Source organism: Arthrobacter sp. MDT2-3 (genome assembly GCF_059090465.1).
The window spans coordinates 65,390-80,270 of the sequence record NZ_JBNHFS010000005.1; the positions used below are offsets into that span (position 1 = coordinate 65,390).

Below are 14,881 nucleotides of genomic sequence, written 5' to 3' on the forward strand. Positions count from 1 at the left end.
CCGGTTTCATTGCGCCCTCAGCCCGCTCAGGGGCTCTGACGTCGAATTCACCATGAGCACCGCAGGCGCCTGGCCTTCGACATGGGAGATGACCGAGACCGAGCCGGGGCTGATCACGATGCGCTGGAAAAGATCAAGGGGGGTGCCCAGGGCGTCGGCAACGGCGGCCTTGATCGGGTCTGCGTGGGAGAAACATACGACGGCGCCTCCGGGGTGCGCGGTGCGCAGCACCTCGAGTGCACCGACCATCCGCGCCTGCATCTCGGTGAAGCTTTCCCCGTTGGGAAAGCGGAACGTTGACGGACTCTGCTGGACGGCCTGCCACTGCGGCAAAGCGGCCAGTTCGGCGAGCGCGGCTCCTGTCCAGTCGCCGAAGTCGCATTCGAGCAGCCCGGGATCTTCGTTCACCTCCAATGCGGAGCGCACTGCGGCGGGCGCTGCAGTTTCCCGGGCCCGCTCCAGGGGCGAGGAATAGATGGCGTTCACCGGAAGCCCGTCGAGGCGTTCGGCTACGCGTTCGGCCTGCACCCGGCCCCGCTCGGACAGGTACAGCCCCGGTGCCCGCCCCGGCAGCACCCTTCCCGTGGTGGGCGTCTCCCCATGGCGAACCAGGAGGAGGAGGGTGCGTTCCGGTCCCGCCGGCGGTTGCGGTGGCATTGTCTGCGTTGCTGCGATCATCGGTATCAGGGTATGCCCGGAAACGGCTGAGGAACGGGTGTTTGCAGAAATCCCTCGATTCACAGCACATGAGGGGACTACCGTGGAGTGGTGACTGATCGACCCGATATCTTCACGGTTGGAGAACTGCGTGCGGCCGGGCACGTCCACAAGGACCTGCGCCACGAGATCCGCGACAACCTGCTCGCCGCGCTCGCCGCCGGCCGCGATCCATGGCCCGGGCTGTACGGCTTCAGCAGGACCGTCCTTCCCCAGCTCGAGCGCGCCTTGATAGCCGGCCACGACGTCGTGCTCCTCGGCGAACGGGGGCAGGGCAAAACCCGGCTCCTCCGCACGCTGGCCGGGCTGCTGGACGAATGGTCACCGGTGATCGAGGACTCGGAACTCAACGAACACCCGTACGAGCCGATCACGGAGCACTCCCGCGCCCGCGCCCTCACCGAAGGGGACCGGATGCGCGTGGCATGGCGCCACCGGTCGGAACGGTACGTGGAGAAGCTCGCCACCCCGGACACATCCGTTGCCGATCTCATCGGCGACGTCGATCCGATGCGGGTGGCCGAGGGCCGCCGCCTGGGGGACCCGGAAACCATCCACTACGGCCTGGTCCCGCGCTCCAACCGCGGCATTATCGCCATCAACGAACTGCCCGACCTTGCCGAGCGGATCCAGGTGTCAATGCTGAACGTGATGGAAGAGCGGGATATCCAGATCCGCGGCTACGTGCTGCGGCTGCCGCTGGACGTACTCGTCGTCGCGTCGGCCAACCCGGAGGATTACACCAACCGCGGCAGGATCATCACGCCGCTGAAGGACCGGTTCGGCGCCGAGATCCGGACCCACTACCCGATAGAGCTGGCCGACGAGGTGGCGGTGATTCGGCAGGAGGGGCAGCTGGTGGCCGATGTCCCGCCCGTCATCCTTGAGATCCTGGCCCGATACACCCGCGCGCTCCGGCAGTCCCCGGCGATCAACCAGACCTCCGGGGTCTCCGCACGGTTCGCCATCGCCGGTGCGGAAACCGTCGCCGCAGCAGCGCTTCGCCGGGCCAGTGTCCGCGGGGAGGAGGAAGCCGTGGCCCGGATCGTGGACCTTGGCACCGCGGTGGACGTCCTCACCGGCAAGATCGAATTCGAGTCGGGGGAAGAAGGCCGCGAGCAGGCGGTCCTGGACCACCTTTTGCGCACCGCCACCGCCGAGGCAGTGCGGGCGCACTATCAAGGCATCGACCTGGGGCCGCTGGTCGCTGCCCTCGACGGCCACAGGACCGTGACCACCGGCGAACATGTCACGGCGCAGGAATTCCTGCAGAACCTGCCGTCCCTCAACGGAACGGGCCTGTACGACGAAATCAGCGGCCGGCTCGGTGCAACCAACGAAGGGCAGCGCGCAGCCGCCATTGAACTCGCACTGGAAGGCCTCTACCTCGCCCGGCGGATCTCAAAGGAGTCCGACGACGAGGAAACCATCTACGGCTAGCGGAAGAACGGCAGCAGCTGGCTGAAAGCAGCGGCACGGCCAGGACAGGAACAGGAGGCATCATGGGCGTCCACAACCACTCCGCCAGGTATGGCCGGTACACGGGCGGGCCAGACCCGCTCGCGCCCCCCGTTGACCTGGCCGAGGCCCTGGACGCCGTCGCCGAGGACGTCATGGCCGGCTACTCGCCCCGGCACGCCCTGCAGGAGTTCCTGCGGCGCGGCGGCCGGAACCGGGAAGGCCTGGATGACCTCGCCCGGCGCGTCCAGCAGCGCCGCAATGAACTCCTGGGCCGGCACCGCCTCGACGGCACCCTCAACGAGGTCCAGAAGCTGCTCGAAACGGCCGTGCTGGAGGAACGCAAGCAGCTTGCCCGGGACGCGATGATGGACAACACCGACCGGGCCTTCCGGGAGATGCAGCTGCAGAACCTGCCCCAGTCCACGGCGGCAGCTGTCAACGAGCTCGCCTCCTACGACTGGCAGTCCAGCACTGCGCGGGAGGCGTACGAGCAGATCAAGGACCTGCTCGGCCGTGAGGTCCTCGACCAGCGGTTCGCCGGGATGAAGCAGGCGCTCGAGAACGCCACGGATGAGGACCGGGCTGCCGTGAACAGCATGCTGCGGGACCTCAACGGGCTGCTGGACAAACACCGGCGCGGCGAAGACACCGATGCTGACTTCCAGGACTTCATGGCCAGGCACGGCGGTTTCTTTCCGGAGAACCCCCAGTCCGTGGAGGAACTGATTGATGCCCTCGCCAAGCGCGCGGCCGCAGCGCAGCGGCTCCTGCAGTCCATGTCTGACGAACAGCGCGATGAGCTCATGCAGCTCTCGGCCCAGGCTTTCGGCTCACCGGACCTGATGGCCCAGCTTGATCAGCTGGACTCCAGCCTGCGGGCCCTGCGCCCCGGCGAGGACTGGACCGGGTCCGAACGCTTTGAGGGCAAGGAGGGCGTGGGCCTGGGTGACGGCACCGGCGTGCTCCAGGACCTCGCCGAGCTCGACGGGTTGGCCGAACAGCTGTCCCAGTCCTACAACGGGTCAAACCTCGGCGATCTGGATCTGGACGCCCTGGCCCGCCAGCTTGGCCAGAATGCCGCCGTGACCGCCCGCACCCTCGCCGAGGTAGAGCGGGCCATGCAGGACGGCGGCTACCTGCGGCGGGGAGCCGACGGCGACCTGCGGCTGTCTCCGCAGGCCATGCGGAGGCTGGGCAAGTCCCTGTTGCGGGATACCGCCAAGCAGCTGTCAGGCCGGCAGGGGCGGCGGGACACGCGGGTGGCCGGCGCCGCCGGGGAGCAGACCGGTTCCAGCCGCCAGTGGGAGTTCGGGGACGCGGAGCCCTGGGACGTCACGCGCACCCTGACCAACGCGATCAGCCGTACCGCGGCCGACGGCGGCAACCCCGCCCGGGGGCTGCACCTTACCGCGGCAGACATCGAAATCAGCGAAACAGAGGCCCGCACCCAGGCCGCCGTCGTCCTGCTCGTTGATGTGTCGTTCTCGATGGCCGCCGAAGGGCGGTGGGTGCCGATGAAGCGGACCGCCCTGGCCCTGCACCACCTCGTCTCCACGCGGTTCCGCGGGGACCGGTTGGAGCTGATTACGTTCGGCCGCTACGCGCAGTCGATGGATATCGGCGAGCTGACGGCACTGCCGGTCCGCCGGGAGCAGGGCACCAACCTGCACCATGGCCTGCTGCTCGCCGGGCGGTTCTTCCGCCGGCACCCGTCCATGCAACCTGTCCTCCTTGTGGTGACCGACGGCGAACCCACCGCGCATCTGCTGCCGGAGGGCGAGCCCTGGTTCTGCTGGCCTTCGGACCCGGAAACCATCCGCGTCACGGTGGCAGAGCTCGATCGCCTGGGGCGTGCCGGCGCGCAGGCGACGTTTTTCCGGCTCGGCGATGACCCTAGCCTTGAGCGCTTCGTCCAGCGCATGGTTCGGCGGGTCGGCGGCAGGGTCGTCGCGCCCGACGTCGGGGGCCTCGGGGCCGCCGTCGTGGGGGAGTACCTGCGCGCGCACTTCCGGGAGCGTGCCTTCGGCGATTCAGACTGGGCGTCCTGAATATTCTGATTGGGGATGTTGTTCAGCCTCGGCTTCAGGAAAGGGCCTGCCCCGGCAGCGTGAGGATTTCCGCACCGTCGTCGGTGATGGCGATCGTGTGCTCACTGTGGGCCGTCCGGCACCCGGTTGCGCTCCGGAGCGTCCAGCCGTCGGGGTCGGTGATGAGTTCAGCGGTGTCCGCCATGACCCAGGGCTCCAATGCCAGCAGCAGCCCGGGCCGCAGCGTGTATCCACGGCCGGGCCGTCCGGTATTTGGCACGTGCGGGTCCTGGTGCATTGTTGATCCGATCCCATGGCCGCCGAACTGGGTGTTGACCGGGTAGCCTGCCTCGCGAAGGACGGAGCCGATGGCGTGGGAGATGTCACCGATGCGGGCTCCGGGGCCCGCGGCGGCTATCCCTGCCTGCAGCGCGCGTTCGGTCGCGTCGATCATCGCGACGCTCTCCAGGGGCTTGGCGTCGCCCACAATGAAGCTGATGGCTGAGTCTGCAGCGACTCCGCCTTTGGAGACGGCGAGGTCGAGCGTCAGCAGGTCGCCGTCGGCCAGCGTGTAATCGTGCGGCAGTCCGTGGAGCACGGCGTCGTTGACGGCGGTGCAGATGTAGTGGCCGAATGGCCCGCGTCCGAAGGACGGCTCGTAGTCCACGTAGCAGGACTGCGCTCCAGCCTCGACGATCATGGCCTTTGCCCACTGGTCGATGTCCAAGAGGCTGGTGCCCACCGTGCTGCGGGCCTTCAGTGTCTGCAGTATGTGGGCGACCAGGGCACCGGCCTCCTTTGCCCGGCCCAGCTCGGCGGAGTTCAGGATCTCAATCATGCGGCACCTTCCCAGAACCAATAACTATCCCGGCCATATTATCCCGGTATTACAATTGGAGCCATGGTCAGATTGCCGCTCAGTCCCGATGAGGTGGAGCGCGGGCAGCGCCTCGGCTCCCTCCTCCGGCGCGCCAGGGGAAAGCGCCCGATGCTCGCCACCGCGTTGGATGCCCAGGTCTCACCCGAGACCCTCCGGAAGATCGAGTCGGGCCGCGTCGCCACTCCTTCGTTCCCCACCATTGCGGCGATTGCCGATGTCCTCGGCCTCTCCCTCGATGCGCTGTGGGCCGAGATCAACCAGGCGGAGGGCGGTGCTGAGCCGGCCAGTGCGCGTCGCAATGCGGCTGAGCGGTTGGCCTCATAGGCGCACAATGATCCGCGGACTCTCAGGGGCGCGTCTCCTCTGCCGGTCCCTTATCCGGCTGCTCCGTTGATGCATTGGCTTCGTCCGCTGCCGCGCCCTGCCGCCGGCTGGCAACCAGGAACGGAACCGCAAGGCTTTGGAAGATCCCCGCCAGGGCCAACGACATGGGATAGCCGTACAGGTCGGCGCTCCTGCCGAGCACCGGCTGCACCACAACGCCGCCGCTGGATCCCATCAGCGAATCAAAGCTCAGCACGGTGGCCCGCTGCTTGGACGGAATCATGTCGTTCACATACGCCTGCCGTACCGGCATGGCGGCGGAATCGATCACTGCCCACAGCGTCAACAGAACCAGGGCAACCCAGAAAACGCGGGCAAACCCGAGCACCAGGAGAATCACAGCACTGATGCTGCCGCTCAGGATCAACACGGAGGTGCGTTTGCGGAACAGGCGCCGGACATAGGGCGCGAGCCAACCGCCCACCACCTCTGCGCCCGCCACAATGGCCGCTGCCAGCCCGGCAACAGAATAGGCGCGGGGGTCGCCAAAAAGCTCCAGCAGGTACGGCTGCAGGGCATAAAAGACATAGATTCCGACGCCGGCACTGAAGGGGGCGGCCAGCATCACGTACCGTACGGGCGGGATTTTCAGGCCGTTTTCGATCGAGGCGGACAGCACTGCCCGCGTTGCGCGCAACGGGTGCGTCGAACGCTCTGGGGTGAACCCGACGTCGTGCATCAGTCCAAAGGCGACCGCGAACATAGCAAGCAGCACGCCCACCCGCACCAGGAAGGGCACACCGAGGTCCGTAGCCTGGGCGATCACGCCACCGGCCACCGAGCCGGCGAGCATCGCCACGCCCGAGACCATCTGCCCCCGCCCAAACACGGCCTCCAGCCCGCCTTCATAGCCGGAGTAGCGCAGCGCATCAACAAGCCAGGCCTCAACCGCACCGGAGAAGAAGGTGAAGCCCAGGCCAAGCAACACGGACACGACTGCCCACCAGGCGAACGGGGCGGAGAACTGCCACAACAGGTAGTAGAGGTACGTGGATCCGGCCAGGGTCACGGTGCCGAGCAGGAATGACGCCCGGCGGCCCCAGCTGTCGGCGACCACGCCGGTGGGAACCTCGAAAATTACCATTCCGACCGTGAAGAAGGCGTTGGCGGCGAAGGCCTCGAAATTGCTGAGGCCCGCGTCCAGCAGGAACAGCGTGTTGACGCCCCAAATGAACGAAGCCGCAAGCGTATTGCCCAGCGTCAACGTCAGGTAGATGCGCTGGATCCTTCGGGCTGCGGCATTCATCGGTTCGCTGGCCCGGCCCCTCCGTCCAAGGAACACGAGGCCATTCTCACCCCGTTCAGGCTCCTGGTGCCAGAGCCCCGAACAAACCGATTCACGGCAGTGGACGGAGGGGCCAGGAACAGCTCAGAGAATCGACCCGCTTTGCTGCCGACCGTCGTCTCAGCATTCCGCACAGCCTGCTGGCGAATATCGGGCTCGGCGGCAAGATGTACAACTCCCACGAGGAGCCCGTTCCGTGTCAGGATCAAGGTATGCCTGACCGCCTGATGCTGCTGGACACTGCCTCGCTGTACTTCCGCGCCTTTTACGGCCTGCCCGATTCCATCCGCCGCGCGGACGGCACGCCGGTCAATGCCGTCAGGGGACTCCTGGACATGATCGCCAGGCTGACCACGGACTACGGGGCCACCCACCTCATCGCGTGCTGGGACGACGACTGGCGGCCGCAGTGGCGTGTGGACCTCCTTCCCACTTATAAGTCGCACCGCGTCGCGGAGGCGATGACGGATGCCCCTGATGTGGAGGTCGTACCGGACGCCCTCGAGGCGCAGCTTCCCATGATCCGCCGGGCGCTTGGCCTGGCCGGAATCGCCATTGTCGGTGCCGCTGACCACGAGGCCGACGACGTTGTGGGCACCTACGCCAGCCACGCCGACCTCCCTGTCGACGTCGTCACCGGGGACCGCGATCTCTTCCAGGTCTGCGATGACGCCCGCCAGGTCAGGGTGATCTACACCGCGCGAGGCATGAAAAACCTCGATGTCATGACCGAAGCGGCGGTGGTGGGCAAGTACCGGGTGCTGCCCCAGCAGTACGCGGATTACGCCACCCTTCGCGGTGACGCGTCGGACGGGCTACCGGGTGTTGCCGGGATCGGGGAAAAGACAGCAGCGTCCCTGCTCCTGAAGTACGGCACTCTGGAGAGCCTCCTCGAGGCAGCGGCGGACCCAAACAGTGGCCTGTCGTCACCTGTCCGGGCGAAGCTGGAAGCCGCCGCCGATTACCTGGTGGCCGCTCCCGCCGTCGTACGGCTTGTGCGGGACCTCGACCTGCCCTCCCTCGAGGAAGCCGGCGCCCGGCTGCGCCCCGTCACCGGCGGGGCGCGCGCCGAACTCGAAAGCGTTGCCACCGAATGGAACCTGGGCGGGTCGGTCAGGCGGCTCCTCGACGCGCTGGACCGTCCCCGGGCAGGCTGAGTGCTTCCGGGTACGGCCCCCTGGCCCGGAAGCAGCGGCGAAACTGCCTATTTCTTGAGCAAAAGTGACATGGTGGGCTGCCCTCCCTGCCGATATGGTGGCTGCAGTGGTTCAAGCAGCCGGACCTCTCAATTGGGGGATTGGAGTTGCTCATGGCCGATGGCCCGGATAAGCGCGGCAGAGCCAAAAGGGACCGGGAGAAAAGCGGTCCCGACGACGCAGGCGATGCAGAGGATGCCCAGCAACAGGCGGATGACCCGGCTGCTGCCCCCGATGTGGAACCCCGCCGCCCACGCCTCTACGGCTACGACCCAGACTATTGGCCGGAGCAGCGATAGTGCTGTCTTCCAGACGTAGGTTCCCGGCCGGCACGGGCAGCAGACAAGCAAACCAGGGCATGGCTAAGCTGAGTGTGTCCGGACGTTCAGCCTGCTGACGAAAGCGCGGTGAGTGCAATGCCGAAGACGGGAAAGAACGACCACGCCCGCAAGGACGAGCTTCCTTCGACCCTTCAGCGCTCCGACCAGAAAGCGCAGGACACGTTTGCCAAAACCTACGATTCCGCCATGGAGTCGTATGACAACGACGAAAGCCGCGCCGCCCGGGCCGCCTACGCCTCACTGAAGCACAGTTACGAAAAAGTGGGGGACCACTGGGAGCCGAAGGAGAAACGCGGGCCTTCAGACAAACGGGCCGAAAAGGGAGCCGGGGCAGCCGAACCCACCGCCGGCGGCGTGGACGCCAACGCCTCCAAGAAACACCTGCTGGAGCGCGCCCGCGAACTGGATATCCCAGGCCGCTCGACAATGGACAAGGACGAACTCGTCAAGGCGCTGCAGAAGGCTAACGAAGCCGCCACCCGCAAGGCACGCGAAAAGTAAAACAACCAGGCAAAGACGCCAGGAGGTTCGGATGTCGGTCAAAGGCACCAGGGACGCAGCAGGTCCTGCAGGGCGGGGCGGGCCGGAAGGGCGCCAGGGCAACGGCACTGCCGGCATCAGCCCCCGGGACCCCGCCATGGTTCGAAACGTGGCACTTGTTGGCCGGTCAGGTGCCGGCAAAACCACCCTTGTCGAGGCACTGCTTGAGGCCAACGGCATGATCACCAGGAAGGGCTCGGTGGTTGACGGGACCACCGTGAGCGACTCCGATCCCGCCGCCATCCACCAACAACGCTCGGTGGCCCTGTCAGTGGTCCCGCTGCCCGTGGCCGGAATGAAGATCAACCTCCTCGACACCCCCGGCTATCCGGACTTCATCGGCGAACTCCGCGCCGGCCTTCGCGCCGCGGACGCCGTCCTTTTCGCCGTCTCCGCTGTTGACGGGGTGGACGCAGGCACCACAGCAATCTGGCAGGAGTGCCAGTACCTGGGGATGCCGCGTGCCGTGGTCATCACGCGGCTCGACCATCCCCGGGCTGATTACGACGGCGTCCTCGCCGCCTGCCGCGCGGCGTTCGGCGACACGGTGCTTCCGCTGTATGTGCCTGTCCGCACCGACGGGGAGGCCACCGGGCTCCTCGGCCTGCTGTCCGGCACGGTCTTCGAATATTCGCCGGGGACGTCCGGTGGCACGGCGCGTGATGGTGAGCCCCGGGAAATCGAAGCAGCCGATGCTGCGCGGGCCGAGCTCATCGAGGGGATCATCGCCGAAAGCGAAGATGAAACGCTGATGGAGCGCTACCTTGGCGGCGAGGACATCAACGCCGACGTGCTCATCGCAGACCTGGAAACCGCGGTCGCCCGCGGAACGTTTTTCCCTGCGGTGCCCGCTTCGGCGCTCACCGGGCTGGGCACGGCGGAACTGCTGGAGCTCCTCACCAAGGCGTTTCCGTCCCCGCCGGAGCGCAGCCTGCCGCGGGCAACAGACCTTACCGGAACGCCGGTCCGGAGCCTCGCCTGCAACCCCGAGGGGCCGCTGGCGGCCGAAGTGGTGCGCACCACGGTGGATGCCTTCCTGGGCCGCGTCTGCCTGGTCCGGGTCTTCTCCGGAACCCTGCGCGGTGATACCCCGGTCCACGTCAGCGGACATGGGCTCGCGGACCGTGGACACCAGGACCACGATACCGACGAGCGACTCACCCACCTTTACTCGCCCCTCGGAGCCAACCTCCGGCCCGTGCCCTTTTGTATCGCCGGCGACATTGCCGCGGTAGCGAAACTGGGCAGCGCCGAGACCGGGGATACCATCTCGGCCAAGGACCGGCCGCTGCTGCTGGCCACCTGGGAGATGCCCGAGCCGCTCATGCCGGTCGCCATTGAGGCCGATTCCCATGGCGACGAGGATGCCCTGGCGCGCAGCTTGGGAAAGGTGGCAGCCGGCGACCCCACCCTTCGCGTGGAACGCAATGCCGAAACCCACCAGCTGATCCTCTGGTGCATGGGGGAGGCCCACGCCGAAGTGGTGCTGGACAGGCTGCGGGACCAGGGGGTGAAGCTGCACACCGTGGACGTCGTGACACCCCTGCGGGAAACCTTCTCCAGCCGTGCCGCAGGGCACGGCCGCCACGTCAAACAGTCCGGCGGGCACGGCCAGTATGCCGTCTGCGACATCGAGGTTGAGCCCATGCCCCGGGGCGCGGGATTTGAATTTCTCGACAAAACGGTGGGCGGCGTCATCCCCGGAACCTTCATCTCCTCCGTTGAGAAGGGCGTGCGTGCCCAGATGCAGAAAGGCGTTGCTTCCGGTTTTCCCGTGGTGGATGTTCGGGTCACCGTCGTGGGCGGCAAGGCGCACAGCGTCGATTCCTCGGACGCAGCCTTCCAGGCAGCCGGTGCCCTTGCCTTGCGGGAGGCGGCGGCAGCGGGCAAAATCCAGCTGCTGGAGCCTGTCTCGTCAGTGGTGATCAGCGTCCCGGACGAGCACGTGGGGACGGTAATGAGCGACCTCTCAGCCCGCCGCGGCCGGCTGACGGGCACCACGTCCTCCGGCGGGGACAGGACGGAGATTACGGCGGAGGTGCCGGACCAGGAACTCCTGAAATATGCGGTGGAGCTGCGTTCCCTGACCGCCGGCACCGGCACCTTCAGCCGCCAGTACCTCCGGCATGATCCCGTACCCGGCAACGTGGCGGCTGCCGGGGCCGGCAGGTGACGCTGGGGCTTCAGCGGGGTTAGGGCGCCTGCGGGGCGTGCTGCTCAGCCGGCCGGGGCGTGACAGTCAGGGATGCCACCTGTTCAAGCCGGGGGTGCAATTGGTCGCCGCCCTCCACCACGCCTTTCTGCCACCACAGCTTCACTCCTTCGGGGACGACCTCCAGGCACGCCAAATTGTTGTCGAACCATGGTCCTTTGATGCCTGTCCACCGGAAGGGCGGGTCCGGAACCTTTGCGGAGCGCGCAGCCAAAGCACCCAGGGATGCCGAGAGCCCGTAGGACGAAAGGCCCGTGACGTATCGCATCAGCCGCGGCAGCGGGTTACGGATAGGAGAGCAAACAGTTTGGACAATCCGGCTTCCCGCTGCCCGCTGCACTTCCGAGACGTAGGAAAAATGGACGTCCCCGGACAGGAACATCACCGTTTCCGGAGCGCTCCCACGTTGGCCGTCGGCCACTTCGGCGGCCATTGCGGCCACGCGCTGAAAGCTCTTCTGGAATGCTGCCCAGTGTTCCAGGTCCAAAGCCCGGCGCAATTTCTCTGCTGCCTTGGCGGGCAGGCTTCCCCATGCGCCCTCGGCAATGGCTTCGTTCCAGGACTCCAGATAATGCAATCCCATTGGCAGGAGGAACGGGAGCGACGTGGCTATGAGCAGGTGGCGAAAACCGCCTCGCATGCAGTGATCAAGCCAGGCCATTTCCGAGTCGTCCAGCAGCGCCCGCCGGTCGGGAGAGAGATTACGGGCCGCGCGTGAGTCCAGCACAATCAGCCTGGTGTCACCAAAGTCCCGGCAGAGGCTCCACCGGTAGGACTCCGGGTTGGCATCGGCGTGTTCCATAAGTTGGTCCAGTTCAGCACTGATGTCCAGTTCGCCGTTCCCGGTATGCTGGACGATCCGCTGCCACATGGCGTCCCGCGCGCGTTCCTGCGGGGAAAGGTTGCCCAGATGCTGGTACACCCAGTACGAAGCCAGCCCCGAAATTACCCGCTCCTGCCACCACGGGGTTGACGCCATCTCCTGCTTCCACGTTTGGGAGGAGTTCCAGTCATCCCGGATGTCGTGGTCATCAAAGATCATGGTGCTGGGCAGGGTGGACAACAGCCAACGGTTCGTGGGATCGGACCATGCGAGATTGTAAAGGTGGGCGTACTCTTCGTAGTCCTTAAGTTCCTCCCCTGGCGGCTCGTCGATGTCCCGCCGGGAGCGGATGAACTCCTGCATCTGTTTGCTGGTTGAGTCCGCGTAAACCTGGTCTCCGAGGAAGGCCACCAGATCGGGCCAGGCCGTGCCGTCGTCGGATGCCATCCGCAGCGCATAGGCGCGCAGGGAGTCCACGCCGTGGCTGCGGTTGCCCGACGCATCGTGCGGAACGCTGGTGCGGCAGGAGCCGAAAGCCATACGTAGGGGCCTGCCGGGAGCCAGGGTTGCGATTCTCGACGGCGGCAGGTGGGATTCCGGCTTGGGCCACACCTCGGTCCCGTTGATCTCAAGAGTGTAGGGAGCGACGGTTCCCGGTTCCAGCGCTGTCACCTCCACCAGGGCGTAGTGGTGGCCGTGGACAGTGAAGGTCCGGGCGGTCCAGGTTTTTCCGGCGGCGTGGACCGTGACTTCTGCGGAGCCGCGCGTCTCCACCCAGATGCTCGCTGAGGTTTCATCCACGTACCGAATCATGGGGCCGAGCACCAGGGGCGATGTCATGACTAAGTTGTACCCGCTCCGGCCCGACGGCGCCATGGTCAGGAGCTGAGGGTGCCCCGGACGATGCTGACACTGGAATGGGCCGGATTTCCGTCGAGCGGTTCGTCAGAGATGTCAACGATGGGGTAGCTGGAGAGGTCGAGGCCCTCCGGAACGTCAAAGCGACCGGAGGAGGAGTTCATGATCCCCAGGCTGACAAGCCGGGAAAGGTCGGGGGCAATGAGCCACACTTCCTGGTAGCCCCGGGCCTCCGACTTGTCCAGCTGCACCTGAATGGTCCGCGATCCGTCGCCGGCTTCGGTCACGGTTGCCGATCCGGTGGCGGAGAACTGCTCCAGCGGTTCCAGGCGGGCCGAGGCGAGCGGAACCGGTGCGACCGTCTGGTTGACGGCGACCACAACGCCGGTGGTGATCACGGCGGCTGCCGCGGCGGCTGCCAGCCAGGTCACGGGCCGGCGAAGCCACGTGACATTGTTGCTTCCTTTTGCAGGCAGGGGTTCAGCAGGCTCCGCGTTTGCGGGGCCCAGCGGATCCGCCGCAACGGCGTCGGAAAGTCCCAGCTTCCGGTGGATTCCTTCCCACACGTTTGGGCTTGGGCTCTCCAAGGTACTGGCGTCGGGCGTGGTCCGGACGGCGTTGACGGCCCGGCGGAGCGCGGCGTACTCGGCTGCGCACTCAGGGCAGGAACGAAGGTGGCTGATGCTGCCCGCGTCCACAGGCTCGTCCAGGGCGAACAGGCTCAGGGCTTCGGGGTCAAGGTGCTGCATGATCCACCTCCAATCGGTGTCTCAGGTGGCTAAGGCTGCGGCGGATATGACTCTTGACCGTACCAAGGGGAAGGTTCAGTTGCCGTGAAATCTGGTCGTGGGTCAGGTCGTCGTAAAACGCCAGGCGCATAATCGAGCCCTGGGGTTCGCCGAGGCGGTCAAGCTCCCCGTCCAGCAGCAGCCTGTCGGCGAGGATTTCAGCGGAAGATGAGGCGGCGGCGTCCTCCGCCCCGGGCTGAAGACCAGCAGCCGCCAGCACTTTGCGGTTTTCACGGGCAGACGCGCTCAGGGCATCGGTGACCGCATTGCGCGTGATCCCGACAATCCACGCCGGCAGTTCCGCCTTGTAGGGGTCGAAGGTGGACCGTGACTTCCAGACGCGGATGAAGACTTCCTGTGTGACGTCGTCGGCTGCGCTGCGGTTACGCAGCGCCCGGAGCGCCAACGTATACACCAGGGGAGAGAACTGGCGGTAGGCCTCGGCCAGGGCAGTTTCGTCGCCGGCGGCGAAGGAATGGTCGAAGTGCCGGTCCCATCTCCCGAAGCCGGAGGGGCGGGAAGCAGCGCTGCCTCCATGCTGCTCGTCGCCGGAAGGGGTCTGGCCAGAAGGTGCCACATCGGCCTCCTTCCCCACCTCGGCGTTGAGCGTCAGGGCTGCGGAGCGGCTCATTCCAGTTCCGCAGTGACAATGACATTGTCACTGTAGTCCTGTTTCTCGTCCAGCCAGCGGCCTCCGCAGGTGACAATCTTGAGCAGGTGTGGCCCGTCACGGCGGAAGAGGGAACCGCCGTCGAACTTGTCCTTGGCCATCAGCTCAACGGAGCGCACGCGGTAGTTCAGGGCCGGTGCGCCGTTTCGCTCGATGGTGACGCGGGTGCCGGGTGTAAGGCCGTTCAGTTGGGAGAGGGGAGCGAGGTCCGAGGTGGTGTCTACGTGGCCCGCCACAACGGCTGCCCCGGCCGCTGCTCCGGGGGCCGGGCCGTGCCGGTACCAGCCGGCCTGGTCGAAGGCTTCCGGAATCTCCATAGCCCCATCCGGAGAGACGCTCACTTCCACGATGCCCATGTTGATGGTGGTGCCCTCGACGGTCAGTGAGCGTGGTGTCGGGTCCTTGGGTGCAGCCGGCATCGGGGTGGCCTGGCGGATTGGAACATTGGGCAGCGCAGCGGGTGTGCTTGCAGGTGCAGGCGACGATGCGGGGGCGGTGGTGGCTGCTGTGGTGGGGGCGGGGGAGGCAGCTTCCGGTGGTGCCGGTGTGCCGCATCCGGACAGCAGCGCCATTACGGAAAGGACGATGGCGGCGGTCATGGTGCGTGCCTTCGTTGCGCTGCGCCCGGTGGCCGCCTGCGCAACGTCCGGGTGGCCCCGGAACCTTCGCTCCGTCGTCGTGCTTTCCATGGGTACAACC

13 protein-coding genes are annotated in these 14,881 nt (G+C 66.6%); 6 read left to right on the top strand and 7 right to left on the bottom strand.

What is annotated here, in order from left to right; genetic code table 11:
* Positions 1-6: 6 nt before the first annotated feature.
* A complete protein-coding gene (locus tag AC5RUQ_RS15335; RefSeq protein WP_493948217.1) occupies positions 7-678 on the bottom strand; it encodes an MSMEG_4193 family putative phosphomutase in 672 nt (223 codons plus the stop codon).
* Between the two features lie 90 nt (positions 679-768).
* On the opposite strand from AC5RUQ_RS15335, the gene AC5RUQ_RS15340 reads away from it, so the two are divergent.
* Both AC5RUQ_RS15340 and AC5RUQ_RS15345 read left to right on the top strand, forming a co-directional pair.
* The gene (locus tag AC5RUQ_RS15340; protein ID WP_493948218.1) at positions 769-2,157 is read left to right on the top strand and encodes a sigma 54-interacting transcriptional regulator; all 1,389 of its coding nucleotides are present in this window, start codon (positions 769-771) and stop codon (positions 2,155-2,157) included.
* Between the two features lie 62 nt (positions 2,158-2,219).
* The gene (locus AC5RUQ_RS15345) at positions 2,220-4,226 is read left to right on the top strand and encodes a vWA domain-containing protein (RefSeq protein ID WP_493948219.1); all 2,007 of its coding nucleotides are present in this window, start codon (positions 2,220-2,222) and stop codon (positions 4,224-4,226) included.
* Positions 4,227-4,260: 34 nt separating this feature from the next.
* On the opposite strand, the gene map is transcribed toward AC5RUQ_RS15345, so the two are convergent.
* Positions 4,261-5,043, bottom strand: a complete 783-nt coding sequence (map, locus tag AC5RUQ_RS15350; protein WP_493948220.1) for a type I methionyl aminopeptidase — start codon at positions 5,041-5,043, stop codon at positions 4,261-4,263.
* A 63-nt stretch (positions 5,044-5,106) separates the two neighbouring features.
* Here map and AC5RUQ_RS15355 point away from each other — a divergent pair, with 63 nt between their 5' ends.
* The gene (locus tag AC5RUQ_RS15355) at positions 5,107-5,409 is read left to right on the top strand and encodes a helix-turn-helix transcriptional regulator (RefSeq protein ID WP_493948221.1); all 303 of its coding nucleotides are present in this window, start codon (positions 5,107-5,109) and stop codon (positions 5,407-5,409) included.
* 22 nt (positions 5,410-5,431) lie between these two features.
* Here AC5RUQ_RS15355 and AC5RUQ_RS15360 read toward each other — a convergent pair whose 3' ends face one another.
* Entirely contained in the window at positions 5,432-6,715 is a 1,284-nt protein-coding gene (locus tag AC5RUQ_RS15360) for an MFS transporter (RefSeq protein ID WP_493948442.1), read from the bottom strand.
* A 251-nt stretch (positions 6,716-6,966) separates the two neighbouring features.
* Here AC5RUQ_RS15360 and AC5RUQ_RS15365 point away from each other — a divergent pair, with 251 nt between their 5' ends.
* From AC5RUQ_RS15365 to AC5RUQ_RS15375, 3 genes are all read left to right on the top strand, one after another.
* Entirely contained in the window at positions 6,967-7,911 is a 945-nt protein-coding gene (locus tag AC5RUQ_RS15365) for a 5'-3' exonuclease (RefSeq protein WP_493948222.1), read from the top strand.
* Between the two features lie 455 nt (positions 7,912-8,366).
* A complete protein-coding gene (locus AC5RUQ_RS15370; RefSeq protein ID WP_430226086.1) occupies positions 8,367-8,792 on the top strand; it encodes a ChaB family protein in 426 nt (141 codons plus the stop codon).
* A gap of 31 nt (positions 8,793-8,823) precedes the next feature.
* Positions 8,824-11,004: an elongation factor G-like protein EF-G2 gene (locus AC5RUQ_RS15375; protein ID WP_493948223.1), complete on the top strand. Its 2,181-nt coding sequence runs from the start codon at positions 8,824-8,826 to the stop codon at positions 11,002-11,004.
* A 19-nt stretch (positions 11,005-11,023) separates the two neighbouring features.
* Here the strand turns inward: AC5RUQ_RS15375 and AC5RUQ_RS15380 are convergent, their stop codons facing one another.
* Genes AC5RUQ_RS15380 through AC5RUQ_RS15395 form a run of 4 tightly spaced genes read right to left on the bottom strand, consistent with a single transcriptional unit; the run spans position 11,024 to position 14,871 of the window.
* Entirely contained in the window at positions 11,024-12,706 is a 1,683-nt protein-coding gene (locus tag AC5RUQ_RS15380) for an alkaline phosphatase D family protein (RefSeq protein ID WP_493948224.1), read from the bottom strand.
* A gap of 38 nt (positions 12,707-12,744) precedes the next feature.
* The gene (locus AC5RUQ_RS15385) at positions 12,745-13,473 is read right to left on the bottom strand and encodes an anti-sigma factor domain-containing protein (RefSeq protein WP_493948225.1); all 729 of its coding nucleotides are present in this window, start codon (positions 13,471-13,473) and stop codon (positions 12,745-12,747) included.
* Positions 13,460-14,143 carry an RNA polymerase sigma factor gene (locus tag AC5RUQ_RS15390; RefSeq protein WP_493948226.1) on the bottom strand — a complete coding sequence of 228 codons (684 nt, stop codon included), beginning with the start codon at positions 14,141-14,143 and terminating at the stop codon, positions 13,460-13,462. Before AC5RUQ_RS15390 ends, AC5RUQ_RS15385 begins: the two co-directional genes overlap by 14 nt.
* Positions 14,140-14,871: a class F sortase gene (locus AC5RUQ_RS15395; protein ID WP_493948227.1), complete on the bottom strand. Its 732-nt coding sequence runs from the start codon at positions 14,869-14,871 to the stop codon at positions 14,140-14,142. The genes AC5RUQ_RS15390 and AC5RUQ_RS15395 overlap by 4 nt, the downstream gene beginning before the upstream one ends.
* Between the last annotated feature and the right edge of the window lie 10 nt (positions 14,872-14,881).

What these genes read in the sequence shown, in the direction of transcription:
- AC5RUQ_RS15370 (WP_430226086.1), top strand. Translation starts at nt 8,367, where the DNA reads ATGCCGAAGACGGGAAAGAACGACCACGCCCGCAAGGACGAGCTTCCT.
- AC5RUQ_RS15380 (WP_493948224.1), bottom strand. Translation starts at nt 12,706, where the DNA reads ATGACATCGCCCCTGGTGCTCGGCCCCATGATTCGGTACGTGGATGAA.
- AC5RUQ_RS15375 (WP_493948223.1), top strand. Translation starts at nt 8,824, where the DNA reads ATGTCGGTCAAAGGCACCAGGGACGCAGCAGGTCCTGCAGGGCGGGGC.
- AC5RUQ_RS15385 (WP_493948225.1), bottom strand. Translation starts at nt 13,473, where the DNA reads ATGCAGCACCTTGACCCCGAAGCCCTGAGCCTGTTCGCCCTGGACGAG.
- AC5RUQ_RS15355 (WP_493948221.1), top strand. Translation starts at nt 5,107, where the DNA reads ATGGTCAGATTGCCGCTCAGTCCCGATGAGGTGGAGCGCGGGCAGCGC.
- AC5RUQ_RS15345 (WP_493948219.1), top strand. Translation starts at nt 2,220, where the DNA reads ATGGGCGTCCACAACCACTCCGCCAGGTATGGCCGGTACACGGGCGGG.
- AC5RUQ_RS15360 (WP_493948442.1), bottom strand. Translation starts at nt 6,715, where the DNA reads ATGAATGCCGCAGCCCGAAGGATCCAGCGCATCTACCTGACGTTGACG.
- map (WP_493948220.1), bottom strand. Translation starts at nt 5,043, where the DNA reads ATGATTGAGATCCTGAACTCCGCCGAGCTGGGCCGGGCAAAGGAGGCC.
- AC5RUQ_RS15390 (WP_493948226.1), bottom strand. Translation starts at nt 14,143, where the DNA reads ATGAGCCGCTCCGCAGCCCTGACGCTCAACGCCGAGGTGGGGAAGGAG.
- AC5RUQ_RS15365 (WP_493948222.1), top strand. Translation starts at nt 6,967, where the DNA reads ATGCCTGACCGCCTGATGCTGCTGGACACTGCCTCGCTGTACTTCCGC.
- AC5RUQ_RS15335 (WP_493948217.1), bottom strand. Translation starts at nt 678, where the DNA reads ATGATCGCAGCAACGCAGACAATGCCACCGCAACCGCCGGCGGGACCG.
- AC5RUQ_RS15395 (WP_493948227.1), bottom strand. Translation starts at nt 14,871, where the DNA reads ATGGAAAGCACGACGACGGAGCGAAGGTTCCGGGGCCACCCGGACGTT.